The 24,864-nt window shown below is 64.7% G+C and carries 22 protein-coding genes; 9 read left to right on the forward strand and 13 right to left on the reverse strand.

The genetic code is table 11. The annotated features are described in order from the left end of the window. Window positions 1-69 precede the first annotated feature (69 nt). From WI560_RS21620 to WI560_RS21630, 3 genes are all read right to left on the reverse strand, one after another. The gene (locus WI560_RS21620; protein WP_375304772.1) at window positions 70-3,813 is read right to left on the reverse strand and encodes a tetratricopeptide repeat protein; all 3,744 of its coding nucleotides are present in this window, start codon (window positions 3,811-3,813) and stop codon (window positions 70-72) included. A 226-nt stretch (window positions 3,814-4,039) separates the two neighbouring features. After that, complete coding sequence (locus WI560_RS21625; RefSeq protein WP_375304773.1) at window positions 4,040-4,903, reverse strand: tetratricopeptide repeat protein; 864 nt, start codon at window positions 4,901-4,903, stop codon at window positions 4,040-4,042. A gap of 92 nt (window positions 4,904-4,995) precedes the next feature. Beyond that, a complete protein-coding gene (locus tag WI560_RS21630; RefSeq protein WP_375304774.1) occupies window positions 4,996-5,646 on the reverse strand; it encodes a FecR domain-containing protein in 651 nt (216 codons plus the stop codon). Between the two features lie 367 nt (window positions 5,647-6,013). Between WI560_RS21630 and WI560_RS21635 the strand changes: the two genes are divergently transcribed. After that, complete coding sequence (locus WI560_RS21635) at window positions 6,014-10,165, forward strand: VCBS domain-containing protein (protein ID WP_375304775.1); 4,152 nt, start codon at window positions 6,014-6,016, stop codon at window positions 10,163-10,165. A 20-nt stretch (window positions 10,166-10,185) separates the two neighbouring features. Here WI560_RS21635 and WI560_RS21640 read toward each other — a convergent pair whose 3' ends face one another. The 5 genes from WI560_RS21640 to fliL all read right to left on the reverse strand — a co-directional run bounded on the left by WI560_RS21640 (window position 10,186) and on the right by fliL (window position 13,934). Then, window positions 10,186-10,383 (reverse strand): hypothetical protein, encoded by a 198-nt coding sequence (locus tag WI560_RS21640; protein ID WP_375304776.1) that lies wholly within the window; start codon window positions 10,381-10,383, stop codon window positions 10,186-10,188. A gap of 600 nt (window positions 10,384-10,983) precedes the next feature. Continuing rightward, a complete protein-coding gene (locus tag WI560_RS21645; RefSeq protein WP_375304777.1) occupies window positions 10,984-11,748 on the reverse strand; it encodes a MotE family protein in 765 nt (254 codons plus the stop codon). Between the two features lie 9 nt (window positions 11,749-11,757). Further along, window positions 11,758-12,204 carry a DUF6468 domain-containing protein gene (locus WI560_RS21650; protein ID WP_028137458.1) on the reverse strand — a complete coding sequence of 149 codons (447 nt, stop codon included), beginning with the start codon at window positions 12,202-12,204 and terminating at the stop codon, window positions 11,758-11,760. Next, window positions 12,201-13,403, reverse strand: a complete 1,203-nt coding sequence (gene fliM, locus WI560_RS21655; protein ID WP_018321852.1) for a flagellar motor switch protein FliM — start codon at window positions 13,401-13,403, stop codon at window positions 12,201-12,203. Before fliM ends, WI560_RS21650 begins: the two co-directional genes overlap by 4 nt. 30 nt (window positions 13,404-13,433) lie before the next feature. Next, window positions 13,434-13,934 (reverse strand): flagellar basal body-associated protein FliL, encoded by a 501-nt coding sequence (gene fliL, locus WI560_RS21660; RefSeq protein ID WP_028137460.1) that lies wholly within the window; start codon window positions 13,932-13,934, stop codon window positions 13,434-13,436. Window positions 13,935-14,311: 377 nt separating this feature from the next. Between fliL and flgF the strand changes: the two genes are divergently transcribed. The 4 genes from flgF to flgH are packed head-to-tail and all read left to right on the forward strand — an operon-like array spanning window position 14,312 to window position 17,806. Further along, entirely contained in the window at window positions 14,312-15,073 is a 762-nt protein-coding gene (gene flgF / locus WI560_RS21665) for a flagellar basal-body rod protein FlgF (protein ID WP_375304778.1), read from the forward strand. A gap of 16 nt (window positions 15,074-15,089) precedes the next feature. Next, complete coding sequence (gene flgG, locus WI560_RS21670; RefSeq protein WP_375304779.1) at window positions 15,090-15,878, forward strand: flagellar basal-body rod protein FlgG; 789 nt, start codon at window positions 15,090-15,092, stop codon at window positions 15,876-15,878. Window positions 15,879-15,898: 20 nt separating this feature from the next. Further along, window positions 15,899-17,032 carry a flagellar basal body P-ring formation chaperone FlgA gene (gene flgA, locus WI560_RS21675; protein ID WP_375304780.1) on the forward strand — a complete coding sequence of 378 codons (1,134 nt, stop codon included), beginning with the start codon at window positions 15,899-15,901 and terminating at the stop codon, window positions 17,030-17,032. 9 nt (window positions 17,033-17,041) lie between these two features. Beyond that, complete coding sequence (gene flgH, locus WI560_RS21680) at window positions 17,042-17,806, forward strand: flagellar basal body L-ring protein FlgH (RefSeq protein ID WP_257196246.1); 765 nt, start codon at window positions 17,042-17,044, stop codon at window positions 17,804-17,806. Between the two features lie 274 nt (window positions 17,807-18,080). Here flgH and WI560_RS21685 read toward each other — a convergent pair whose 3' ends face one another. From WI560_RS21685 to WI560_RS21700, 4 genes are all read right to left on the reverse strand, one after another. After that, on the reverse strand, window positions 18,081-18,860 hold the full coding sequence (locus tag WI560_RS21685; protein WP_375304781.1) for a 2-keto-4-pentenoate hydratase: 780 nt from the start codon (window positions 18,858-18,860) through the stop codon (window positions 18,081-18,083). A gap of 419 nt (window positions 18,861-19,279) precedes the next feature. Then, complete coding sequence (locus tag WI560_RS21690; RefSeq protein ID WP_375304782.1) at window positions 19,280-20,080, reverse strand: phytanoyl-CoA dioxygenase family protein; 801 nt, start codon at window positions 20,078-20,080, stop codon at window positions 19,280-19,282. Between the two features lie 298 nt (window positions 20,081-20,378). Next, a complete protein-coding gene (gene dksA / locus WI560_RS21695; protein ID WP_085966600.1) occupies window positions 20,379-20,744 on the reverse strand; it encodes an RNA polymerase-binding protein DksA in 366 nt (121 codons plus the stop codon). Window positions 20,745-20,960: 216 nt separating this feature from the next. After that, on the reverse strand, window positions 20,961-21,572 hold the full coding sequence (locus WI560_RS21700; protein ID WP_375304783.1) for an NAD(P)-dependent oxidoreductase: 612 nt from the start codon (window positions 21,570-21,572) through the stop codon (window positions 20,961-20,963). 145 nt (window positions 21,573-21,717) lie between these two features. Between WI560_RS21700 and WI560_RS21705 the strand changes: the two genes are divergently transcribed. Then, window positions 21,718-22,089, forward strand: a complete 372-nt coding sequence (locus WI560_RS21705) for a winged helix-turn-helix transcriptional regulator (RefSeq protein ID WP_375304784.1) — start codon at window positions 21,718-21,720, stop codon at window positions 22,087-22,089. Between the two features lie 15 nt (window positions 22,090-22,104). Here the strand turns inward: WI560_RS21705 and WI560_RS21710 are convergent, their stop codons facing one another. Then, a complete protein-coding gene (locus WI560_RS21710; protein ID WP_375304785.1) occupies window positions 22,105-22,518 on the reverse strand; it encodes a flagellar assembly protein FliX in 414 nt (137 codons plus the stop codon). Between the two features lie 282 nt (window positions 22,519-22,800). On the opposite strand from WI560_RS21710, the gene WI560_RS21715 reads away from it, so the two are divergent. The 3 genes from WI560_RS21715 to WI560_RS21725 are packed head-to-tail and all read left to right on the forward strand — an operon-like array spanning window position 22,801 to window position 24,802. Next, a complete protein-coding gene (locus tag WI560_RS21715) occupies window positions 22,801-23,925 on the forward strand; it encodes a flagellar basal body P-ring protein FlgI (RefSeq protein WP_375304786.1) in 1,125 nt (374 codons plus the stop codon). After that, window positions 23,925-24,293 carry a flagellar assembly peptidoglycan hydrolase FlgJ gene (gene flgJ, locus WI560_RS21720; RefSeq protein ID WP_375159580.1) on the forward strand — a complete coding sequence of 123 codons (369 nt, stop codon included), beginning with the start codon at window positions 23,925-23,927 and terminating at the stop codon, window positions 24,291-24,293. Before WI560_RS21715 ends, flgJ begins: the two co-directional genes overlap by 1 nt. An 11-nt stretch (window positions 24,294-24,304) precedes the next feature. Further along, window positions 24,305-24,802, forward strand: a complete 498-nt coding sequence (locus WI560_RS21725; RefSeq protein WP_375304787.1) for a hypothetical protein — start codon at window positions 24,305-24,307, stop codon at window positions 24,800-24,802. The last annotated feature ends 62 nt before the right edge of the window (window positions 24,803-24,864 follow it).

The following is a 24,864-nucleotide window of genomic DNA, read 5'->3' on the forward strand; positions in this document are numbered from 1 at the left end:
GATAGAGCGGCGGCGCTCGCAAAATGACGGAGGATGCGGCACGGTCCCGCGCCGCGCTTCGCGCAGACCCTACCGCGTCATCTTGATCTGCCGCACGACGGGGATCGTCGGCAGCGAGCCGGTGTGGTCGGCTTCTTCCTTGGCCTGCGGCGCGCGGGCGGAGGCGTCGGGGAAGCGCTGCTTCATCTCGCGCAGGAAGCCGTCGAGCGTGTCGACGCTGGCGGCGAGCTTGGCGATCTCGGCGAATTCGGCGCTGGAGGCCGCGGCCGGCTTGCTGGCGATGTCGAAGGCGAGACGGTCGGCGCTCTCGCTCATCAGCGGCGCGTATTTCTCGCGGAAGCGCGACAGGCCGATCGAATCGTCGGCGAGCGCATAGCCGACGGCGGCGCGGATGATGTCGCTCTTCTCCACCGCGTTGAGCGGCTTGAAGTCGCGGAAGCGCTCGCCGTAATAGAGCTCGATCTGCTCGGCGGCCTCGCGCCAGCGCCGTGCCGCCCAGAAGATGTCGGAGCGCAGGCGGAGCACTTCGCGCCCGGCGACGTTGGAGACGATGTCGAGCGCGAGATCGTGACGGCCGACGTCGCTCTGCGCGCGCGCTTCCAGCAGCAGGCGCTGCTGCCTGAGCTCGCCGGAGAGATCGCTGATGCGGCTGGCGCGCAGTGCGGTGATCGCCATGTCGGGCTTGCGGTTGGCGAGATAGATCATGGCAAGGCGCGCGGCGACCTGGGCACGCGCGGCGCCTTCGAGGCGATGATCGACCTGGTATTGCAGGAGCTCCGCGGCCTGGTCGAGCAGGTCGATCGAGGCGAGACGGTCGGCGAGCCGGCGGATCAGCTCGTCGCCGCGGCGGCCGATCGGCGTCAGCTCGCGGAACTCGTAGAACATGCCGAGCGCTTCGACCGGCGGCAGGTCGTCACCTTTCGGTCCGAGGAAGATCTGCGTGAACAGCTCGGAGGCGAGGTCCTGCGCCTGACGGGAGGCTTCCGCGTTCGGCTGAAGCCTCGTCGCGGTGCGCGCCGCGGTGAGCGCGTCGCGGTAGCGACCGCTCTCGGCATACATCTGCGACAGCATCTGCAGCGTCTTGACCTCGATCGAGTCGCCGCGCCAGGTCATGGACAGGGTCTCGAGCTCGCGCAGCGCGTCTTCCTTGCCGATCTCGTCGCGCCTCTGCCGCAGCGCGATCTCGAGCTGCTTGGCCTCCGCCGCCGCCGGCCGGTCGGCCGAGGCGGCTGCGAACCTGTAGTCGTCGAGCGCGTCCTTGTCGTGACCGAGCGCCTCGGCGAGCCGGCCGCGCAGCACGGCGAAGCCGGGCCCTGCCTCGGGCGAGACGCCGACCACTTCGAGCTCGCTGCGGCGCTTGGAGGCGCCGGCATAGTCCTTCACCTCGAGCGACGCGCGCATCGCATCCATCGTCACGATGCGCTGGATGTCGAGCGGCAGCGAGGCGATGGCGAATTCGACGTTCTTGAACTTCTCGCGCGCGTCCGCCCATTTGCCCTGGCGCGCGAAGGCGAGCGCCTTCCAGAGCTGGGAATCATGGCTGTTGCCGATCACGGGGTTGGCGAGGTCCTTCAGGCCCTGCGCCGGGCGGCCGATCAGGATGCTGGCGATCGCATGAATGATCAGCGCGCCGCTCTCCTCCTTGTTGAGGGGATCGGTCAGCATGACGTCGGTGACGGCCTTGGCCTCGTAATACATCGCGCGCGACATGTAGAACTGCGCGAGGTCGAGCCGCGGCAGCGAGCGCAGCGCCGGCTCGACCGCCGAGATCGCCGTCATCAGCTCGTTCTGGCGCGCCATGAAGTTTTCCGACTGGCCCTTGCGCCAAGCTTCGGGGCTGAACACCGGGCGCACCGCGGTCGGCGCCCGCTCGGCCGAGATGTCGACTGGCGACAGCGTCAATCCGCCCTTCTTGCCGAGGATCACCTTGTCGGCGCCGACCTCGACGCCGACCTCGTCGGAGTTCGGCCGGATCGCGATGCCGTGCGCGGATTCCAGCAGCGAGAGATCGACGAGGTCCTGCCGCTTGATGAAGCCGCGCACCGGCCGCTGCCCGGTGACGACATAGAGCATGTCGCCGGCATCGGGGTCGGTGAGCTTGTGCAATTGGCCCGGGTTGGCGAAGGGGATCGCGATGTTTGCAAGCGCGGGGTCGGTGATGTTGCGCGACATCATCAGCGGCAGCGGCGTCGACTGGATCTTGTCGGCCAGCGTGAGGAGCCAGTTGGTTTCCTTGCCGACCTCCTCGCTCGCCAGCGAGTAGACCAGCGGGCGGGTGAGACGGATGCGCACCGCCTGCCCCTTGTCGAGGGGGATGCGACCGACCTCGCCGATCATCGCGCCGCCCTTGGTGCGGATCGCCTCGACGTCGATCGGCTTCGGCGTATCGAACACCAGCCAGACGGTATCGCCGCGGCGGAACGCGGCCGCGGCCGTTGCGACCTGAATCGGGAACGTCACGCGCAAGCCGTCGCTGTCGCGACGCGCATCGACGCCGGCGACCGTGGGCTGCGGCGCAGGCTTGACAATTTCCTTGGCAGTTTCCTTGGCAGTTTCTTTGGCGGCTTCCTTGACCGGCTCCTTCGCGGCCTCTTCGGCCGGCGCGAGCTTGGCCGGCACGGTCGCAGCTTCGGCAGCAGGGGGCGCCGGCTTCGCAACTTCCTTCGCGGCCTCCTTGGCCGCCTCTGGAGCGCGCGCCGCCTCGGTCGCGGGAGCCGGCACCGGTTTCGGCGCTTCGGCTGCCGGCATCGCCGCCGGCGCTTCCGGCTTCAGCTCGAGCTTGACGTCCGGCTTGACGTCGACCTTGGCTTCGCGCGCGATCGTCTCGGAGGTCGGCGGCACGATCTCGCGTTGGGCATCCTTCGGCTTCTCGGCCGCGGGCTTGTCGGGCGAAGGCCGAGGTCCGGAACCTCCGGGCTTCATCTGTGTGAACGCCGCCTCGGGCGTCGCGGCACTCTTGCCCTTGTCGGGCTGGAAAGACACGTCGACGATGTAGTTCTTCTCGTCGCGGAACGAATGCACGTCGGAATCGCCGATCAGCGCGATCTCGACGTTGGTCTGGTCGATGTCGGCCTTCTGCTTGATCGAGGCAACGTTTGGCGGCGCCGCGACGACCGCGTCCGCCAGGTCGAAGTTGAGGTTGGCATTGAAAGCCAGCGTGAGCTTCTGCTCGTTGAGCACGGAGGAGACGCCGACACCGTCGGGCATCTCGAACACGAAGCGCACGAAGGTCGGCTGCACCGAGGCACGCACGCGGATCGGCGGACGCTTCCTGGTCTCGGCCGCGGCGCGCTGGGCGCGCAGCGCGCGCTCGGCGATGCGCGCACGCTCGGCGAGTTCCTTGACGACGTCCATCGGCAGGCTCGGCGGCGGCCCCTTCCAGCCCTCGGGCAGGAGGTCGATGAAGGTGCGCTCGCCGGCGTTCATGGTGTTGACCGTGACGCGCCGCGCCAGCGACAGGCGGATGGCGGTGCCATCGGGATCGCGGCGCGCGGAATTGATGTAATCGGGGGCGCCTTCCGGCACGCGGTCGACGGGAACCTCGACGGGCCGGTCGAAGCGGATGATGAGGATGGAGCCCGCGGTCGCCACCTCGGAGGGAACGTCCTCGCCGAGCTTGATGACGAGGCGGGCAAAGCCGCCGCCGGCCGAAAAAGTCGCCTCGCCCCTGACCGGATCGGCCGCCCGGCTAGGTGCACCGAAACCGATCAGCAGACAGACCGCCAGCATGCCTGCCGAGCGGACACGACGCGACAGGCCCGGCGCGAAAGCGCGGGCTCGCGACACAAATCCAGCGGCAGCCTCTCGCGCCATTGGCGGCATTTCTTCCGTTTCGACGGTCGACGCCGGTCCTGACGCCGGCCCCTGCCCTCGACTGTAGGTCTCGCCAATTAAGGACTTGTTAATGCTAAATCTTGATTTGCTCTGGGGAGCTGCACGCCGTGCCGCATCGAGCGTCGACGGATCCGCTGGATTTGAATTTGAGGCGCCGATGGTTAAGGACTTGTTAACGCCTGCACAACGGTGCTGTCGCGGATGGTCAGTCCCTTCGCGGCACCCCATAGCGGACAAAAGCTTCGTCAATTGCAGCGTCGATCCTCTTAGCCGCGGAGATGTCGCTATGGCCACCGTCTGTGTCGCCCAGCTTGAATCGGGCAAGCCCTCGGCCGTACAGCGCGCTGGCAAGCTTGGGCACGAGCCGCAGTGCTGAGTTGTAGTCATCTATAGCCGCGGAGAATTGCCCCATTTTCAGATTTATAAGAGCTCGCGAGTCGTATGCTGCCGCGTTGTTTGTTTCCGATCGAAGCACAATATCGCAGTCTTCCAGCGCAGCCTGTAAGGCGCCAAGGACGGCGCGGGTCCAACAGCGGCCGCTCCGCGCCGCCTCCAGCTTCGGATCAAGGCGAATTGCCTCGTCATAGTCCCGCGCCGCACGGTCGAACGCGTTCGTCTTCAAGTAGGCTGCCGCGCGGTTGGCGTAGGCAGCGCCATAGTTCGGGTTGAGCTTGAGCGCCTCCTCAAGAGCGCCGATCGCTAGATCGTTCGCGCCCCTTCTCAGATAGGCCACGCCGAGGTTGTTGAAGGCTTTCGCATAGTTCGGGTCAAGCCTGGCCGCTTCGAGGAAATCCTTGATCGCGCGTTCGTAGTCGGCTTTAGCGCTATAGGCATTCCCCCTGTTGTTGTAGGCGATAACGAAGCCGTTCACCGCCCCCTCGCCCGCTTCGATGAACGCCGTGCAGCCATCGATCCGGGCTTCGGGCGACACGCGGTCTGAGCTGTTACACAGTTCGACGTTCTTGAGGGAGCTGCCCTTCTTCGTCTTCTGCGCCCAGCCAGCCGAACTGGACAGCACAATGATAAGAACGAGCATCACCGCGTTGATGAAACCGGCTCTTGCGGTCATTGCCACACCAAAATCCCACTCCGACAGCGAGCGAAGCACCAATGCCCGGCCGGCGCTGCGGCATCAACACGGCTTCGGACCAGGCCAGTTTCTCAGCATCCCCGACAGATATTGAGCCTGCGATTGCTGCTTCGATCGGGCTCCGGCGCCGCGGATGTCGGCGGCTTCTTCACGAGCTTGCTCTTGCCCTCTTCGATCAAGGTAGAGAATCTGACCGACCCATCATCCGAAATCTCGATATGCGGCGTCGTGCCCCGGATCCCGAGCGTGGCGACGGGGGTATCGACCTTCATGTCGCCTGTCTTTGCGACGCTGCCTGCAACAAAAGTGAACGTTCCCTTGGCGAGATTGAATAGGCTCGCATTGGACTTGCCGGCCGGCTCATATACATAATGATCCAGCACCATACGGGCGTTGCTCGATAGATTGAACGAGCTGCCGTCGGTAAAATTGATGCCGACTCGGCCGTCGGCCCCGGTCTGCACCACATCACCAAGATATACGGGGTCACCGGTGTTGGCCCGGCCGGGGTCGCTCGCCACATTCGCCTGAACGATCACTGCGCCCGCATGTTCGATGGTGACCGAGCCTGTGGCCGCTACCACCTTCCCAATCGGTTTCGGTGACGCGGTAGCGACGGCGGGCTTGGCGGAATCGATTTGCGCTCGAGCGGCACTCGGCAAGAAGCAGGCAAGTGCCACAACAAGGACGGTCGCCAGAGCGGCTATCGCAGGTCTGCACATGATCCCCCCTTTCTGAGAAGATCTTGCCGCTATCGGCGGTCCATTTTTTGAACCGCGCAACGCCGCCACTATAAATATAATTATTGTTTAATCTTATTAACCGGACTACCTTATATCCAGCGCCAAGCGAGCGCCACAAATTAAATACATCTCGTTTGTCCATTTAATCACATTGGCGGGAGGGGCACGGCGGGGGATGGCGGTACGCTTCGTTGTCCCCGGCACAATGCGTCTCTCCCTCTCAGACTTGATTTTTCGGCGGGCAAGCCTTCGGGGCTGCCGGCGCTAGGAAATTTTGTGCCTTGGCGAGGACCCCGAGCAAGGCGGCACGCCGAGCCTGAAACGATCACCCAGGCGAGGGCGAGCCATGTTAGTAGCTTCCGGCATCCAGGCTGATAACGGGGCCGCCATGGCCCTGCCCGCCGAATTCATCGGCCATATTCATACGGTGATCGGTTGCTGTACGCTTACGCGAGCGAGCGGCATCGCCACACAAGCGGTAGCTGGTGCGCCGATCTACAGGGGCGACGTGCTGGAGAGCGATGCCGACGGACAGATCACAATTTGCTTCATCGACGGTACTTTTTTCGGCATCGGCTGCGGCACTCACGTTGAGCTGAGCGAGTTCGTCTTGGACGTCGAAGGCATGCCACTCGCAGCCCTGTTCGACGTGACCCGAGGGAGCTTCAGTTTCGTCCCGGGCCGGCTGGCAAAAGGCGGGGCGCTCCAGGTGAATACGCCCATTGCAGGCATTCGCGCCCGGAGCCACGCGGGCGGTTTCGGGATGCTGACGCTGGCAGCATTGACTTTCTCGACCGCGCAAGATGCCGAAGCCGCGGATCCGGATGTCACTTTCCTGGATGACGATTCCATTACCTACAAGGACCTTGCGCACGGCGCATTCGAGCTCGTGACCAAGGAGCGGATCCCGCGACACATCATCGTCGAAGATCCCGGCGAGACGATCGTCCTCAAGAAGGTGGGCTCCACCATCAGTATCAACCAAGTCGCGAACACGGCCGCTCGCATGGACGAGTTGCGCGCCGCTCAGCAGGACGTGCTCGCCAATCTCACAGACGGGCAAGGTCCACGCGGATCGAGCACACCACCCTTTGTCAAATCGCTGTCGCTGCAGCCAATCAATTTCATTCCATCCGATGCGCCCGCGCCGCAGAACCTGCTGGCCCCCGTGTCACCATTCGTTATTCCCATTCTTGACCCTGTGCCGCCGACGCTCAGCACCGGAGCGGGGCCAACCGAGCTCGATACGGTGGTGTTTGATACATTCACTCCGACGAGCGGAGTTTTCACCGCCAGCAGCACCAGCAGCGGCGCCAAGCTGACCTTTGGGGTCATTGGGGCGGCCGCCAACGAGACGATCCTCGAAGGAGTGGCATACGATCTGTCAAAGCCAGGTCCGTACGGGACGCTCTACGTCAACAGTACGAGCGGCGCCTACACGTTCGTGCCGAACAGCGTCGCGATCAACGCGCTGAAATCGCCCTCGACCGACGGTTTCGTTATCACGGTTTCCGACGGCCTCACCTCCGCGAGCAAGACGTTCACAATCACCGTCAACGGTGTCAACGACGCTGCAATCATCTCCGGCAATACGACCGGTTCGGTCGTCGAGGCCGGCGGCATAGACAATGCAGCGCTTGGCACGCCGATTGCGACCGGCACCCTTTCTGACACCGACGTCGACGATCCGCCCAATACGTTCACGGCAGTGAGTTCGCCAACCACGAGCACCGGTGGCTATGGCACCTTCACGATGACGACGTCCGGCGTGTGGACATACACCTTGGACAATGCCGATCTCACAGTGCAGCGGCTCAACGCCGGCGACACGCTCACCGACACCTTTACGGTGACCACGATCGGCGGCACCGCCCAAGTGGTGACGATCACGATCCACGGAGCCAGTGACGCCGCGATCATCTCCGGCGCGACGACCGGTGCAGTGATCGAGGCTGGCGGTCTCGCCAATACAAGGCCTGGCACGCCGACCGCGACCGGCATCCTCACCGACACAGACGTCGACACGACTGCAAATGCTTTCACGGCAGTCACCTCGCCAACAGCGAGCACCGCCGGCTATGGCACCTTCACCATGACGGCCGCCGGCGCTTGGACCTACACGCTCGACAATGCCAACGCCGCGGTGCAGGCGCTCAATACCGGCGAGACACTGACCGATACGTTCACAGTCACCACACTGGACGGAACTGCCCAAGTCGTGACGGTCACCATCCATGGCACCAACGATGCTGCCATCGTTTCAGGAACCACGGCCGGCTCGGTGACTGAGGCGGGCGGCATTGCCAATGCGTCACCCGGCAGCCCGAGCGCAACTGGCACGCTCTCTGCCGCCGACGTCGACAATGCGCCTAACACCTTCGCCGTGGTGAGTTCACCCAGGGCAAGCACGAATGGTTATGGCGCTTTTACGTTAACCGCCACCGGCGTGTGGACCTACACGCTCGACAACGCCAATGGCGCGGTGCAGGCGCTCAATGTCGGCGGCACGCTCACCGACAGTTTCACCGTCACGACCCTCGACGGCACGCCGCAGGTGGTGACGATCACCATTCAGGGCAGCAACGACGCGGCCCTCATTTTTGGCACCACGACCGGCTCAGTGACCGAGGCAGGAACCTTCTCATCTGGCGCTCGGATCGCGACGGGCACGCTCGCCGATACAGACGTCGACAACGCGCCGAACACGTTCACCGCAGTCTCTTCGACAGCAAGTGACGGCGGGTACGGTACCTTCACGATGACCGCGGCCGGCGTATGGACTTACACTCTTGATAATAACAACAGCGTGGTTCAGGCGCTCGATGTCGGCGACATGTTGACCGACACATTCACGGTAACTGCCATCGACGGTACGACGCAGACGGTCACCGTCGCCATTCATGGCGCCAGCGACGCTGACCCCAACGATTTTGATAATTTGGCCACCGGATCTGCAGTGATCTCCGATCCACCCAACGTGTATGGAACGCCGGGGAGCGAAACCATTGCCGGCGGCGGCGATGAAGGTCAGATCATCTACGCAGGGGCCAGCAGCGACACCGTCAACGGGACCGGCAAAGCCGACGTCCTCTATAGCGGCTCGGGAAATGACACGATCAAAGGCAATGACGGGGATGACACCATCTACGGCGGCTCGGGCAGCGATACAATCAACGGCAATAACGGCAGCGACACCATAACCGGTGGATTTGGTGCGGATCAACTCACCGGCAGCAATGGGAACGACCGCTTCGCTTATTTGTTCGTAGCCGATTCCAACGCAAGCCAGTTCGACACCATCACCGACTTCGCCTCGGGGGCCGACAAGATCGACTTGACTGCTCTTGGCGCGCTTGGGTTTGTCATATTGGCCTTGAGCTCAACCAGCACGGCCGTGCCGCCACATACGATCGCCTGGCTCTATGACAGCGCGGCGAATGAAACGATCGTGTACGTCAATCCAACCGACGAGACCCTGCACGTTGGCGATTCCGCTCTGCTCGAAATTCATTTGCAGGGGATTGCAACGATCGACGCGTCGGACTTCATCATGGCGCCGGCGGCGGCACCTGTGATGGCGGTTTCCGGAGAACTGCTCGACTTCACCGCAACCGCGCAGAGTGACGCAAGCGCTGAGGCGACGACCGCCTCCGGAGTCTCGTCCGATTTCGGCAGCATCGACGGCACGCTTCTCGCGGCGGAGAGTTCGACGATCCAATCGACCGAGCCGGTCTACAGCCTCGATTCGAGCTGGGACCAGATCGGACGGACCGAATATTCCAGCTTCTCCAGTTCAGACGAAGTGCAAACGCTCGCGATCGAGCCGCTGCGCAGCGACGCGGCACCTCCCTCAGCCGGCGCACTGGCGCTGATCGTGCAGCACATCGTCACACACACGGAGACCAGCTTTATATTCGACAACCTGACCGGGCTCGACGCGGCCTCAATGGCTGGCAAAAGCGGCGCGATTGCCGCGAGCGGCCAGGTGCCCGGCATTCCGGTCGCCATGCTGAAGTCTGTCCATGACGGTGCCGAACACCACGCCGGGGGCAGTTTTGCACCGGGGAGCAATGCTGACGACGGCATCTTGCCACCGGGAAGCGCCGCCAAGGCGGCTCATGCCCATGATCATGCCAGCGATGAAACGGCAGACACGACGCCCAACCCAAGCCCCCTGAAGTCAGCGAGCGGCGGCGCCAACCATTTGCCGTCAAGCGAGGCGGAGCAGCACAACCCGTCCCAGGGAGCGTCCGGATCCAAGCCCGTCAATCCGCAGCAGCTCGGCGACTCGTTCCAGTTTACAGATGACGCTTCGCCGGGCTCGCTGCACAGCGCAGTGTTGGAGAATCCCTCGGACTTCGTCGGTCAGCATGGGCAGGCTGAGGGATTCCATGGGTCCGAGCTGGCGTTCATGGCTGAAACGTCGCCATCCGATGCTGCCCCACCTCACGGGGCAGGAACAGTTCACGGCCATGTGTTGCACGATCTAATCCTATGACGCTCAAGTCGATTGCCTCGTCAGTGTTGCTTGTCAGCGCCTTCCGGCGCCGAGGAGCTCTGTTCGTCGAGAGAAGAGTCTTCCTCGTAGCCGTCGTCAACTTCTGGCGGAGCTGAATGCTGATGGCTCAGGGCGGACGTCCACGCGGATGTCATCGCCGCTATGAGCAGCCGGTTGACGGCCTCAATGACGCGTTCTGCTGCGGACGAGTAGTTCATGGCCTTCTCCTGCGCTGCCGATTGCGAATGGCCGAAGCGTAGGACCGCGCCTTGAGCGCCCCTGTACGCCAGTTCACACCTGCGCGCGTCAACTCATCGCAGTCTCAGAGGGTGCCCCCTGGTGCGACTGCATCCGCCGCGGGAGTTCGATCTGTCGCCTTGATGAGTTGCCGGGCGCGCGCTCACAACCTGCGGGAGGTTGCGGTCCGCGCGCGACTCTGAATCAGATGTGACCTCGGCGATGCGAATCGCATTGGTTAGCTTCGGGGGTAATCAATGAACGGAGAAGCCGGTTGCATTGTGTGTAGCAGGGCAAGAGCCGTCGTCGCGATCGTTCCGATTGCCAGAGGATATGCCCTGAAAACATTTGAGTGCTCCTGTTGCCATAGCACGCTGCAGCTCGTGACTCGCGTCACGGAAGCGCCGCCGATCAAGCAGCAGGTAGATATTCTTCCTCGGGTGGAGAAGCGGTGGCGCCCGCCTGCTCGGAGGGTGCAACAGGTTTTCGTGAATTAGGCACGCAAGGCGTCTCGCTGGGATTCAGTCGAACGACCACGCCACGACGCGACCGGCCGCGATAGCACTGTTCGCCTCGCGCCCTCAATTCGGCTTTTGCGTCGGCTTGCCGTCGATCTTGGGCAGCTCCGCGGCCGAGGCCGATTGGTCGCCGCCGCCATTGGCACGCCGCGCCATCTCGACCGTCAGCTTCTCGGCGGCCTCCGACGACATCAGTCCGAGGATGTCCGACATCTTCCGCGGCGCGATGGCCGAGGCGATCTCGATCAGCACGCCCATCTCCAGCCGGTCGAACACCCGTGCGGCATCCTTCGGCTTCATGCCTTCGTACATGGTGACGAGGCCCTTCATGCGCTGGGCTTCGGCGGCCTTCTGCTCGGCCTGCGTCGCGGAGATGCGGGTTTCCACCGCCTTCATCTCCTCGACCTTGCCTTCGATGCGCTTCTCGGCCGATTTGAGCAGGCTTTCGCGGATGTCGATCTCGCGCTGGCGCGCCTCGATCTCCTGCCGGCGCGCCTGCAACCGCTCCAGGATCGCGCGCTCGGAGGCCGAGACCTGCGGCTGGGTCTCGTCGATCTTGACCGGGGTGCCGCCTTCCATCTTGGTCTCGGGCGCGGCCGGCTTCGGTGGTTCCTTCGGCGCGCCATGGGTCGATCCCGTGATATCGGGATCGTCGCGGCCGGTCGGAAAATTCAGGTTCTCTTCCGCCCAGGACTTCTTGCCCTGGTTCGGCTTGTAGTCGAACACGTAGCCGCCGTTGATCGCGAGGCCCGCCACCTTCAACGTGGCGAGGCCCGCGACGGCGATCAGGACGACCGGGATGACGCGGATGTTACGAAAGGATTTCATGCCCTGACTTCATGCGGCAAGACCGTTGGAGCGTCGGCGCTCGGAGAAGGCTTCGGCCGCCGCCGCCACCGCCTTCGCGGTCGAGGGCTTGGGCGTGGGCGCGGAGACCGCTTCCGGATTGGTGACGGGGCGCGCGGCGATCGCGATCTTTGACAGGCGCCGCACCACGTTGTCGGCTTCGCCGAGCTGCTTGTAGAGCTGGTCCGACATCTGCGTCGCCGCGGCGAGCTGGCTGCCGAGATTCTCGTTGACGTCGCGCACCGCTAGCTTCAGCCCGCCGATCGCGCGCTCGGCGATCTCGGTCGCGGTGATCAGCTCGCCGATCACCGCCTTCAGCGAATGCTCGTCCGCCTTCAGCCGCGTCAGCCGCTTGTTGAGCATGACGCAGTAGACGATCGTCAGCATCAGCAGGATAGCCACCAGCGTCTCGATCGCCATTCCCAGGGAGTGGTTCATGGGGCCTCCATCATCTTGTTCTGCTCGTCCACCTTCTCGAACATCGCAAGTGTCGTGCTTGGCTTGCGCAAGGGCTTCGTCACGCGGATCGCGACGCGGTCGCCGACCCGGCCCATCCGCCCCTCGGTCAGCGTGACGTCGCCGCAGCGGACGGTGACGTTGGCGTCGGCGCGCATGTCCAGCGGCAGCGTATCGCCGACCTTGAGCCGCATCAGTTGCTTGAGCGGGATGTCGGCCTCGTAGAGCACGGCATCGACGGCGATCTCGGCCTGCACGATCTCGGTGGCGAAATGGCCTTCCCAGACCGGGTCGCGGCCGAATTTTTCGCCCATGAACATCTGGAGCAGGACGCCCCGGATCGGCTCGATGGTCGCATAGGGCAGCAGCAGCTCGATGTTGCCGCCGCGGTCTTCCATGTCGATGCGCAGGCGCACCAGGATCGCGGCATTGGCCGGACGGCTGATCGCGGCGAAACGCGGATTGGTCTCGAGCCGGTCGATCGTGAAGGTCACCGGCGACAGCGGCCGGAACGCCTGCTCGGCGTCGGCCAGCACCACCTCGACCAGCCGCTTGACCAGCTCGGTCTCGATCGTGGTGTAGGGCCGGCCCTCGATGCGGAGCTGGCTGGTGCCGCGGCGCCCGCCGAGCAGCACGTCGATCATCGAATAGATCAGGTTGGAATCGACCGTCGCCATGCCGAAGTTTTCCCACTCCTCGGCCTTGAACACGGTGAGGACGGCGGGCAGCGGGATCGAGTTCATGTAGTCGCCGAAGCGCACCGAGGTGATGCGGTCGAGCGAGACTTCGACGTTGTCGGAGGTGAAATTGCGCAGGGACGTTGTCATCAACCGCACCAGGCGGTCGAAGACGATTTCGAGCATCGGCAGACGCTCGTAGGAGACCATCGCCGAATCGATGATGGCGCGAATGCCGGAATGGTCGTCGAGCGTGACGTCGCCGACGGTGAAGCCGAGGAGATTGTCGATCTCCTCCTGCGACAGTACCCGCTCGCCGGAGTTCTTGCCGCTGCCGAGATCGCGGCTGCCGTCCTCGACCATGGCGGCCCATTGCAGGGCCATGGTCTCCGACAGCTCGTTTTCGGCGGCAGCCTTTGCGGCCTCCGCGGGATCCTCGGAATCGAGCGACGCCTCCCATTGGGCGGCAATCGCATCCTGGTCCATTTGCTCGTTGCCGGCCATGGCGCTAGTCCGTTGCCTCCCGCAGCGCCATCACTGGACCACGACTTCCTTGAACAGCACCGCGCTGACCTGGATCGGGGCGACCGCGGCGTTGACGCGCTTGGTCAGTTCCTCCTTGAGGCGGAAAATGCCGGCGGACCCGTTGAGGTCGGAGGGGCGCAGCTCGCGCACATAGGTCTGGAAGATGTCGGTGACGCGCGGCATCGTCGGCTTGATCGCCTCGATCTGCTTCTCTTCCTTCAGCTCCAGCACGATCTTCAGCCGCAGATATTGCACGCGCTCGCCGGGCGAACCGGCGAGGTTGACCATCAGGTCGGGGACGTCGACGAAGGCCGGCGGCTTCGGCGGCGGCGCGGCCTCGGCATGGTGCTCGGCATCGCCGTGACGGAAGAAGAAGAACCAGGTCGCAGCACCGCCGCCGAGGATGGCGAGCACGCCGACGGCCATGATGATGAGCTTCAGCTTGTTCTTCGGCGGAGCGCCTTCGGTGCCCTCACCGGCTGCGCCGCCTTCCGCTTCGTTCTCTGCCATGGTCGCCGCGCCCGGATTTCTCAAAGGGGTCGAAAGAGCGAAGGCTCAAGACAGTGACGCGATACAAATGCCCCGGCGCAATGCGCTCCTTTTCATGGCAAACGCTACGGTAATAATGGTTAACGGAATCTTTCGATCGGGCTCGCGCTAGGAAAAATCTGCCGGGCAGACATGGCTAACAGAACCTTTCTGCCGCCCTCCCGCGCCCCTCGAAAATCGGCAAGACATTGAAATCGCAAATTTTTCCAGGTTGGCACGGCTTTCGCTGAGAAAGGGCCGAGACCCACCGGTTTGGGAGAACCTGAAGGTCTCGTCCACGGGGTCGGCCAAGGCGCTTGGGAGAGCGAGATGGCGGATCCACTCAGGGGAGATTTCCGATGCAGAACGCGCTTCTGATCGGGTTGTCACGGCAGATGACGTTGGAACGGCAGATGGATGTCATCGCCAACAACGTCGCCAATGCCAACACCAACGGCTTCAAGGCCGACCATTCGCTGTTCGAGGAGTATCTCAACTCGAACGCGCGTGAGGACAATTTCATCGGCGCCGACCGCCGCGTCTCCTACGTGCAGGATCGCGGCACCTTCCGCGACGTCGGCCCAGGGCCGATGGAAATGACCAAGAACCCGCTCGACCTGGCGATCACCGGCGACGCCTATTTCGCGGTGCAGGTCAATGGTGGCGAGCGCTACACACGCGACGGCAAGTTCTCGCTCAACTCGACCGGCCAGCTCGTCACCTCCGACGGCAACCTCGTGCTCGGCACCGGCGGCCCGATCACCTTCCAGCCGACCGACCACGACATCAACATCGCGCCCGACGGCACCATCACGGTGCTCGAGGGCACCGCCAGGAACGACTCGATCCGCGGCAAGATCAAGATGGTGTCGTTCGACGATCCGGCCAAGCTGACCAAGCTCGGCGCCAATCTCTACGACACCGGCCGAGCAACCCTGCAGCCCGCCACCAAGTCCACCGTGGAGCAGGGCTATGTCGAGAAGTCGAACGTGAATTCGGTCATCGAGATGACCCGCATGGTCGAGGTCATGCGCAGCTACACCGCCGTCGCCAACCTGCTCCAGCAGCAGAGCGACCTCCACAAATCGGCGATCGAAAAGCTCGCCGACGTTCCGGCCTGATTGAGGGAGAACTGAGATGCAGGCACTTCACACCGCAGCGACCGGAATGGCGGCACAGGAGCTCAACGTTCAGGTGATCTCCAACAACATCGCCAACCTGCGCACCACCGGCTTCAAGAAGCAGACCGCGGCGTTCCAGGACCTGATCTACGAGCACGTGCGCCGCGTCGGCGCGCAGGCCTCGGACCAGGGCACCATCCTGCCCGTCGGCGTCGACATCGGCGGCGGCGTCAAGACCGTCGGCACCCCGCGCAGCATGACCCAGGGCACGCTGTCGCAGACCGGCAACGATCTCGACCTCGCCGTGTCGGGCGAAGGCTTCTTCAAGATCCTGATGCCCGACGGCACCTACCAGTACACCCGCGACGGCACCTTCCAGATGGACAACCAGGGCCGCGTCGTCACCGCGCAGGGCAACCCGGTGCAGCCGACCATCACGATCCCGAACAACGCTTCCGGCATCACCGTGAGCGAGCAGGGCCAGGTCTCGGTGACGCTGCCGGGCTCATCGACCTCCTCGATCGTCGGCCAGATCGGCGTGACCCGCTTCATCAACAAAGCGGGCCTGCAGCCGGTCGGCAGCAACCAGTTCACCGAGACCCCCTCGTCCGGCCCGCCGCAGGACGGCACCGCGAATTCCGAGGGCTACGGCAAGATCACGCAAGGCAGCCTCGAGCAGGCCAATGTCGACGTGGTCTCCGAGATGAGCGACCTGATCGCCGCCCAGCGCGCCTACGAGATGAACGCCAAGGTGATCAGCGCCGCCGACCAGATGATGCAATCGACCACGGCGCTGTTCCGCTGAGGCCAACTGAAGCAATGACGATGATCCGCACCACTCTCGCCACCATCTCCGCCCTGCTCGCGCTGGCCCTGCCGGCAGCGGCCGCGGACGACTTCATCGCCGCCCCGGCGCTGCGCGCAAGCGTCAGCGTGACCTCGGACGTGGTGCGGGTCGGCGATCTCATCGACAATGCCGGATCGGCCGCGACGATCCCGGTCTACCGCTCGCCCGATCTCGGCACCACCGGCACGCTGACCGTCGGCCAGGTGTTGTCGGTGCTCCGCGCCAAGCAGGTGATCGGCGTGATGACCGGCGACATCAAGGAGGTCCACGTCACCCGCCTCGCCCGCACGCTCGCGGGCAAGGATATCGAAAGCGCGGTCGCCTCGGCGCTCGAGCGCCGCTTCGGCCTCGGCGATGCCGCCAACATCACCATCACCTTCGACCGCGCCGTCACCGAGATGCGGTTGGACGCCGCCTACAGCGGCGCGCTGCAGCCGGTCGCAACCCGCTACGATGCCCGCAGCGGCCGCTTCGACGTCGCCTTCGAGATCGCCAACGACAACAATCCGACCCCGACCAAGCTGCGCTTCGCCGGTACCGCGATCGAGACGGTCGAAGTGGCCGTGCTGACGCGCGACATCGACCGTGCCGACGTGCTGAAGTCCTCCGACATCGCGCTGGAGCGCCGGCCGAAGGCCGAGGTCACCGGCGAGCCGGCTTCGCGCGAGCGCAGCGTCGGCATGCAGCTGCGTCGGGCGATGCGGGCGGGCATGCCGCTTCGCGCTGCCGACATCGTCAAGCCCGACTTCGTGGTGCGCGACCAGAGCGTGACCATCATCTTTCAGGCGCCCGGCCTCTATCTCACCACGCGCGGCAAGGCGATCGAGAGCGGCGCCGATGGCGACACCGTCAGCGTGCTCAATCTGCATTCCAAGCGCACGCTGACCGGGGTCGTCACCGGCCGCGGCCAGGTGACGATCCAGGGCGCGAGCCAGTCCGCGCCGATGGCGCCGGCGGTCGACCAGACCTCCTCGCTCCGGCGCGACGAGACGCCGGCCCCCGTCGACACCGCAGCTCTCCTCCGGAACCTGGTGCAGGCCCCCGCCTCGCCGGCCCAGATCGCAGAAGCCCACCCCCCGCAAGCTCGCGTCTCGCAAGCTCAAGCCAAGTAAGAGTTCGTCATGTCCGCTTCCAGTTCGGCTTTCCGCCTTCGTCGCATCGCGATCTCTGCCCTGCTGCTCGCCTCCTGCGCGCTTGGCGGCTGCTCCTCGATCGACCGCCTGTCGCAGATCGGCGAGCAACCGAAGCTGTCGGCGATCGAGAATCCGACGGCGCAGCCCGGTTACAAGCCGGTGCAGATGCCGATGCCAAAGCCGGAAGTCGCCTCCTACAATCCGAACTCGCTGTGGCGCAACGGCAGCCGCGCCTTCTTCAAGGACCAGCGCGCCCGCCAGGTCGGCGACCTCCTGACCGTGACCGTGAACATCACGGACAAGGCCAACATCGAGAACGACACCTCGCGCAGCCGCACCAACAAGGAAGATTCGGGCATCACCGACTTCATCGGCGCGAAGACGCTCGGCACGCAGGCGCAGAAGGTCCTGCCGGGCCGCATCCTGACCGCCGACTCGACCTCATCGAGCGAGGGCAAGGGCAGCGTCGACCGCAAGGAAGCCCTGCAGACCAACGTCGCCGCCGTCGTCACCCAGGTGCTGCCGAACGGCAACCTGGTCGTCGAAGGCAAGCAGGAGATCCGCGTCAACTTCGAAATTCGCGAGCTGATCGTGGCCGGCATCGTGCGCCCCGAGGACATCCAGAGCGACAACACCATCGACTCCACCAAGATTGCCCAGGCCCGCATCGCCTATGGCGGCCGCGGCCAGATCATGGACGTGCAGCAGCCGCGCTACGGCCAGCAGGTGATGGACGTGCTGCTGCCCTTCTAGCCTCTTCAAGAGCTCCCACATCGTGTTCGCGAACCTAGGCGCGAACGACGATGTACGACGCGGCCTCCGGTAGCTCCCCTGCCGGAGGCCGCATGTATTTTGAGCGGTGTGCCATCGCGGCCGCGAGCGAGGTCGCGCCATTGCAGCGAGATCGCTACTCAACCAGTGTCATTGCGAGCCAAGCGACGCAATCCAGGGTGCCTCCGCGGAGCGACCCTGGATTGCTTGGTCGCGAAGGGCTCCTCGCAATGACGGCGGAGGGATCCCTCCATCCTCACGTAAACTCCGCCTCCACCGTGCCCAGCCCGTCCAGCTCCATCCGCACCTTGTCGCCGGCCTTGAGCCAGAGCGTCTTGACCAGGCTGCCCGTCAGCACCAGCTGCCCCGCGTGAAGACCCTTGCCTTCGGCGGCGAGATGGTTGGCGAGCCAGGCGAGCGCGTTGTGGGGGTGACCGAGCACGTCGGCGCCGGTGCCGTGGCTGACCTCCTCGCCGTTGACGATGGCGCGGCCCTTGACCGCTTTCAGATCCGGCACGGACGAGCGGGGCACGGACGGCCCCAGCACGCAGCCGGCCGCGAAGAAATCGTCCGCGATCAGCGTCGGGGCGCCCATGGTCTCCCACTTCACGTAGCGGTCGTCGACGATCTCGATGGCGGGATGATAGGCCTCGACCGCCTCGCCGACCCATTCGGCCGTGAACGGCGCCTCGCCGGCGGCGAGATCCCGCTTCAGCCGCACCGCGATCTCGCATTCGACGCCGACCCGGACATAGTCGGAGGCGGCCAGCCTGGCGCCGCTGTCATGCACGCCCTTCTGGAACACGCCGCCGCCGCAGGGATGCGGGATGCCGATATAGTCCTGCATCACCTGGCTGGTGCAGCCGATCTTGTAGCCGACCTGCGGCCCGACATGCGCCAGCAGCAGATCGTGCAGCGCGCGCTGGACCTGATAGCCCTCGGCCTCATCCATGGGCGGACGCGCCAGCGCTGCGAGCGGCGCATGATTGCGGCGCGCCAGCGCGATCGCCTTGGCGGCTTCGAGAATCCTGTCCATCGGCGCCGCCTCCCACGCTACGCATTCAAGGGCGGCACTTCAGCATTCCCGCCCGGGCATGACAAGCGCAGGTCGGCGCTCGTCCGGTCGATGACGGGACGCTCGCCCCGCTTAAGGAAATATTGAGTTGGTCAGGTCTTTATGGAGCCACGCGCCCGCCTACGCGCGGCAGAGACCCTGATTGCAGCGATGCGTGAAGCCGCTGCGCCGCCGTCTCAAGATGCCGGTCGATTTCCTTGATGCGACTCGCAAAACGTCCCGCACCTGACGTGAAGGCTTTTTCTCATGCGAATTCACGTGAGCACAGAGGATTCGACTCTAGCCCATTGATCGCGATTCATTTTTCGCGATCTCCCCACGACAACCGCGTTGTGGCGCAGGAACGCGCCACAACGCCGAGTGCAACGGCACCGTCTCCGTCAATTGCGTCCAAGTGCGATGCGGATGGCGACCTCGACCGGCGAGTAATCGCCCCCCTTCCGCTCCAGCCGGTAGGGCTCGGCGAGATGCAGCGGCGGCTGCGCCAGGAAGCGCGGTCGCGTTCCCCGGTTCTTCTGCGCGGCATGAACCAGGAAGGGATGACAGAGATAGACCGTCCCCGCCGCCCCGGTCGCAACCGCAACCGGGCAATCGGCCCCCATCCGCTCCAGCTTCATGTGGGCCCGCCCCGCATCGCCGGCGGGCGCCAGATAACGCGCCATCGGCAGATGCGAACCGACCCGGATCCGCGTCGGCGCATCGTCGTCACCGACATCGGAGAACAGGAACAGCAGCAGCAGCGCCCGGCCCCGCGAGGTGACGTTGACGCGCCAGGCCGAGAAATCCTGCGCCTCGTCCGGATTGCGGCCCTCGCCGGGAAAGCTGAGATCGACGTGCCAGCCATCGTCGCCCGGATCGTCCGGATGGGGAAAGCGCACCGGAAAGGTGCCGATATCGCCTCGCGGCCGCCATCGTCCCTGTCCGACGATCTGATCGAACGCGGCATGCAGCACTGCGGTGTTGATGGCATCCCGGAACGGTGGGTCGCGATAGTAGGGCAGCCGCACCACGGGCCGGGTCCAGCTTGCGGGGTCGTGCTCGCTGCATGGCAGATCGCGCCACATGATGGCACGCGCCGCCTCGGCCAGGCCGGGCGGAAAGGCGTTGTCGATCCGAATGAAGCCGTCGCGAATGAATTGGTCGATCTGCGCGTCGTCGAGCGCGCGGGGATTGGCCGTCATGATGATCTCTCGATATTTCGCCCAGCCCGCATCGTCCGCTCGCTGCGGAACCGGCTGGGGCGATCGGTGGGGAATCCGCAAGTCGCACTTGCGGGACGCGATGCCTCCGCGGCGGAGGCGCCTGCGCTCAACCCAGGAAGAAGACCGATGCGATGTCGAGAGTGCAAATCATCATGGCGGCGCGAATCTACGCGCCGGGCAGGCGACATTCAAGCGGCAGGCAACAACGCCGGACGCGGCGCGAAACCGCGCACCGTCCGCCACGAAATAAAAGAGCCGCATCTCTGCGGCTCCGCCTCTATTCGTCGCGATAGACCTTCTCGCGTTTCTCGTGGCGCTCCTGCGCTTCCACCGACAGCGTCGCGATGGGCCGGGCCTCGAGCCGCTTCAACGAGATCGGCTCGCCGGTTTCCTCACAATAGCCGTAGGTGTTGTCCTCGATGCGCTGGAGCGCGGCGTCGATCTTGGCGATCAACTTGCGCTGGCGGTCGCGGGCACGGAGCTCGATGGCACGGTCGGTTTCGGACGATGCCCGATCGGCGAGATCGGGGTGGTTGACGTTCTCCTCCTGCAAAGCTTGCAGGGTCAGCTTGGACTCTTTGAGGATCTCATCCTTCCAGGCAAGGAGCTTCAAACGGAAGTACTCCTTCTGCCGGTCGTTCATGAAAGGCTCTTTTTCGGTCGGTCGGTAGTTTTTCAACTTTTCCAAGGGCGGCCTATCTGTCTAAGCAACGACTCGCAACGGAAACAGGGTCCGTTGAACCGGGCCTTATATAGTGGCCTCCTGTGACAGACAATATTTCCCTGAGAGTCTGGCCGGCGCCCCCAAGTCCTTGCACAGGAAGGTTTATCCTGGGAGGGCTCGGGGGCGGCCAAAAGCCTAGTAACCGACTGTGAAGCGCTGCCTCGGATGGGCCGGGCGCTCGATCTCGTCGGCGAGCGCGATGGCGTAGTCGGCAAAGGTGATCCAGCTCTTGCCGTTCGCATCTGCGAGAAGCTGATCGGTCCCGAGCCGGAACTTGCCCGTGCGCTCCCCCTCGACGAACAGCGCGGACGGCGAAATGAAGGTCCAGTTCAGCTCCTTCTCCTGCCGCAACAGGTCGAGGAAGGCCCCGCCTGCCTCGGCTTCCGCCTTGTACTGGGCCGGAAAATTGGGAGTCGTGACCAGCTTCACGCCCGGCGCAACCTCGAGGCTGCCGGCGCCGCCGACCACGAGGTAGCGGCCAACCCTGGCGTCCTTCGCCGCGCCGATCAGCTTGCGCGCGTCGCTGGCCAGAAAGTGCACGGAGCTCACGGCAACGTCGTGGCCAGCCCACAGCTTGGCGAGGCCGGCCTGATCGAGCACGTCCCCCTTGGTGGGCGTGACATTCGGCAGGGCCGCGATCTTCTCCGGGTTCCGGGCGATGGCGGTGACCGCGTGGCCGCGGCGGGACAGTTCCTTGGTGATCTCCGACCCGGCCCGGCCCGAGGCGCCGGCGACTGCGATTTTCATGGAAGGCTCCTTTTGCTACGTTAGTAACTAATGGAGACTAGATATCGCAAAGAATGCTGGTGTTAAGAGAGCACTTTGTGCTTACCTGCTTACACGAGGGTAACCCCCACTGTTATTTGACGAACATGGATTCCGAGGACCGACGATGAAACCCGACGTCTACGCAGCGAACTGCCCTACTCGCCAAATCCTCGACCGGGTCGGCGACAAATGGGCGGTGCTGATCCTCCTGCTGCTGCGCGAGCAGCCGATGCGCTTCAATCAGTTGCGCCGCACGATCGAAGGCATTTCGCAGAAGATGCTGAGCCAGGTCCTCAAATCGCTCGAACGCGACGGCCTGCTCAGGCGCCATGCCATCGCGACCGTGCCCGTGACGGTCGAGTATTCGATCACGCAGCTCGGGCTGACGCTCGCCGGCGCGGTCGATCCGCTGCGCGATTGGGCCGAGCAAAATCTGAAGGACGTTCTCGCCGCCCAGCGCCGCTACGACTCGCGGCAGAAGGAGGAAGCGGCGTAGTTGATGGGATGAGTGTTACGCCTGCCCGGCCTTCGCCAGTTCGACCTCGACGCGCAGCTCGATCTCGGCCAGCACCGCATCGAGACCGGCATCGCCCGAGGACGATTTCAGGTTCGCTGCGGCATCCCGCAGCCGCATCACGGTCGAGGCGTCGAGATTGCCGGACAAGAGGCCCATCTTGAGGTCGTCGAGCACGTCGAGCGCAGTCCTGCCGCGAGCGACCGAGCGCTTGCGACGCTCGACCGGATCCTCCTCAACGCCTTGCAGGGCCAGCAGCCCATCGATGTTGGTGGCGGACTTCGGTGCGGCCGCGCTCCGGGTCTCCTGCGCCGACGAGGTGTCGGGCAGCACGAAGGTGCCGGAGCCGGTCCGCCTGGCCTGGCTCGCCGGCGTTCCAAGCGTGGTGCCATTCGGTCCGTAGATGCGCATCGGAGGGAATCCGGGTGATCGATGCCGTCACCTTCGCCGTCTTATGGTTAACGGCGCGTAAACAGCCCGGCAAAATCTGCCGACGGGCGGCAGTTTCGCTCCTCAGGGACAACGCCGGCTGACACCGGTCGAAACAGATTTATTCAACCTATTCAGCCACCTAACCTTGCTGCCCGGGTTGGCACAGCCCTCGCAAGGACAGCGCCGGACCAGCTCGTCATGGGAGTGTCGTGCAGGTCTTTCCGATTTGAGAGGCCGTTTGGGAGCCTTGGGGAGCAGAGGATGCCAGGCGTTCGTTGGGTAAGGATCGTCGGGGTGGCCTGCGCGGCGCTGGCGGCGCTGGCGCTGTCGGTCGCGCCGGCGGCTGCGACCTCGCGCATCAAGGATCTCGCCAACATCGAAGGCGTGCGGCAGAACCAGCTGATCGGCTATGGCCTCGTCGTCGGCCTCAACGGCACCGGCGACACGCTCAACAACATCCCCTTCACCAAGCAATCGCTGCAGGCGATGCTCGAGCGCATGGGCGTCAACATTCGCGGCGCCACCATCCGCACCGGCAACGTCGCCGCCGTGATGGTGACAGGCAATCTGCCGGCCTTCGCCACCCAGGGCACGCGCATGGACGTCACGGTCTCCGCGCTCGGCGACGCCAAGAACCTGCAAGGCGGCACCCTGCTCGTCACCCCCCTGCTAGGTGCCGACGGTAATGTCTACGCGGTGGCGCAGGGCTCGCTCGCGATCTCCGGCTTCCAGGCCGAGGGCGAGGCGGCCAAGATCGTGCGCGGCGTTCCGACCGTGGGACGCATCGCCAACGGCGCCATCATCGAGCGCGAGATCGAGTTCGCGCTCAATCGCCTGCCGAACGTGCGCTTGGCGCTGCGCAACGCCGACTTCACCACCGCCAAGCGCATCGCGGCCGCCGTCAACGACTATCTGGGCGTCAAGACCGCCGAGCCGATCGACCCTTCGACGGTGCAGCTCTCGATCCCGCCAGAGTTCAAGGGCAACGTCGTCGCATTCCTCACCGAGATCGAGCAGCTGCAGGTCGATCCCGATCTGGCCGCCAAGATCATCATCGACGAGCGCAGCGGCATCATCGTGATGGGCCGCGACGTTCGCGTCGCCACCGTCGCGGTGGCGCAGGGCAACCTCACCGTCACCATCTCCGAGAGCCCGCAGGTGAGCCAGCCCAACCCGCTCTCGCGCGGCCGCACCGTGGTCGCACCGCGCAGCGCTGTCACCGTCACCGAGGACGGCAAGAAGCTGGCCGTCGTCAAGGACGGCGTCTCGCTCCAGCAACTCGTCGACGGCCTCAACGGGCTCGGCATCGGCCCGCGCGACATGATCAGCATCCTGCAGGCGATCAAGGCCGCCGGCGCGATCGAAGCCGACATCGAGGTGATGTGATGCAGACCAGCACGATCAACACGCCCCGCCTCGCCACCTCCTCGGCCTTCTCGGTCGAGAGCCGCAACGGGCGGCCCGATTTCGACCTCGCCAGCGCCCTGCAAAAGGTCTCGCCGAAGGAGCAGGCCAGAGCCCAGAAGACCGCCACCGATTTCGAGGCGATGTTCCTCAACAGCATGTTCGCGCAGATGACCTCGGGCCTGAAGGGCGAAGGCCCGTTCGGCGACACGCCCGGCACCGGCGTGTGGCGCTCGATGCTGACCGAGCAATATTCCAAGAACTTCGCCAAGGCCGGCGGCGTCGGTGTCGCCAGCGAAGTCTACCGCACCCTCATCATGCAGCAGGCGAAAACCATCCGCACGGCATAAGGTCAAACGAGATGAACCACTTCAACGCCTCACGTCAGCCGATGCAGGCCCAACGCCCGAACATTGCGCCGGGCAACGCCGAGGCGCGCAAGCTCGCCGAAGCCCTGATGGATGCGATGAGCGCCCTGCTCGGGCTGATCGAGCGCGAGACCGAGCTCGTTCGCGCCGGCAACGTTCGCGAGGCGATGACGCTCGAGAGCAAGAAGCAGGAGCTCTCGCGAAACTATGTCGGCGCCGTCAGCCAGTTGAAGGCGAACCAGGCGCAGCTCGCGAAATCCGCCCCGGAGCTGCTCTCGACGCTGCACCGCCATCACGACGCGTTCCGAGCCATGCTCCAGGTCAATCTCACCGTGCTCGCGACCGCGCACGCCGTTTCCGAGAGCGTCGTGCGCGGCGTCAATGCCGAGATCCAGAAGCGCAACGTGCCGAACACCTATACGGCCGCGGGCCGGCGCGCAGCTCCGGGCCCGCGCCACATCTCGCCGCTCGCGGTCAGCCGCTCGCTCTGAGCGGCACGAAAACAACCGACAATTTTACGAAAAACCGCGCGGCGATTTCGTCGCGCGGTTAG

This window comes from Bradyrhizobium sp. A11 (genome assembly GCF_042077125.1).
Taxonomy (GTDB): Bacteria; Pseudomonadota; Alphaproteobacteria; order Rhizobiales; family Xanthobacteraceae; genus Bradyrhizobium; species Bradyrhizobium japonicum_B.

Bases quoted from the DNA above. Each gene is read 5' to 3' on its own strand.
- WI560_RS21650 (WP_028137458.1), bottom strand. From the start codon at position 12,204: ATGAACCACTCCCTGGGAATGGCGATCGAGACGCTGGTGGCTATCCTG.
- WI560_RS21645 (WP_375304777.1), bottom strand. From the start codon at position 11,748: ATGAAATCCTTTCGTAACATCCGCGTCATCCCGGTCGTCCTGATCGCC.
- flgG (WP_375304779.1), top strand. From the start codon at position 15,090: ATGCAGGCACTTCACACCGCAGCGACCGGAATGGCGGCACAGGAGCTC.
- WI560_RS21700 (WP_375304783.1), bottom strand. From the start codon at position 21,572: ATGAAAATCGCAGTCGCCGGCGCCTCGGGCCGGGCCGGGTCGGAGATC.
- WI560_RS21640 (WP_375304776.1), bottom strand. From the start codon at position 10,383: ATGAACTACTCGTCCGCAGCAGAACGCGTCATTGAGGCCGTCAACCGG.
- flgF (WP_375304778.1), top strand. From the start codon at position 14,312: ATGCAGAACGCGCTTCTGATCGGGTTGTCACGGCAGATGACGTTGGAA.
- fliM (WP_018321852.1), bottom strand. From the start codon at position 13,403: ATGGCCGGCAACGAGCAAATGGACCAGGATGCGATTGCCGCCCAATGG.
- fliL (WP_028137460.1), bottom strand. From the start codon at position 13,934: ATGGCAGAGAACGAAGCGGAAGGCGGCGCAGCCGGTGAGGGCACCGAA.
- WI560_RS21620 (WP_375304772.1), bottom strand. From the start codon at position 3,813: ATGGCGCGAGAGGCTGCCGCTGGATTTGTGTCGCGAGCCCGCGCTTTC.
- WI560_RS21690 (WP_375304782.1), bottom strand. From the start codon at position 20,080: ATGACGGCCAATCCCCGCGCGCTCGACGACGCGCAGATCGACCAATTC.
- WI560_RS21685 (WP_375304781.1), bottom strand. From the start codon at position 18,860: ATGGACAGGATTCTCGAAGCCGCCAAGGCGATCGCGCTGGCGCGCCGC.
- WI560_RS21710 (WP_375304785.1), bottom strand. From the start codon at position 22,518: ATGCGCATCTACGGACCGAATGGCACCACGCTTGGAACGCCGGCGAGC.
- flgJ (WP_375159580.1), top strand. From the start codon at position 23,925: ATGCAGACCAGCACGATCAACACGCCCCGCCTCGCCACCTCCTCGGCC.
- dksA (WP_085966600.1), bottom strand. From the start codon at position 20,744: ATGAACGACCGGCAGAAGGAGTACTTCCGTTTGAAGCTCCTTGCCTGG.
- WI560_RS21715 (WP_375304786.1), top strand. From the start codon at position 22,801: ATGCCAGGCGTTCGTTGGGTAAGGATCGTCGGGGTGGCCTGCGCGGCG.
- WI560_RS21630 (WP_375304774.1), bottom strand. From the start codon at position 5,646: ATGTGCAGACCTGCGATAGCCGCTCTGGCGACCGTCCTTGTTGTGGCA.
- flgH (WP_257196246.1), top strand. From the start codon at position 17,042: ATGTCCGCTTCCAGTTCGGCTTTCCGCCTTCGTCGCATCGCGATCTCT.
- WI560_RS21635 (WP_375304775.1), top strand. From the start codon at position 6,014: ATGTTAGTAGCTTCCGGCATCCAGGCTGATAACGGGGCCGCCATGGCC.
- WI560_RS21705 (WP_375304784.1), top strand. From the start codon at position 21,718: ATGAAACCCGACGTCTACGCAGCGAACTGCCCTACTCGCCAAATCCTC.
- WI560_RS21625 (WP_375304773.1), bottom strand. From the start codon at position 4,903: ATGACCGCAAGAGCCGGTTTCATCAACGCGGTGATGCTCGTTCTTATC.
- flgA (WP_375304780.1), top strand. From the start codon at position 15,899: ATGATCCGCACCACTCTCGCCACCATCTCCGCCCTGCTCGCGCTGGCC.
- WI560_RS21725 (WP_375304787.1), top strand. From the start codon at position 24,305: ATGAACCACTTCAACGCCTCACGTCAGCCGATGCAGGCCCAACGCCCG.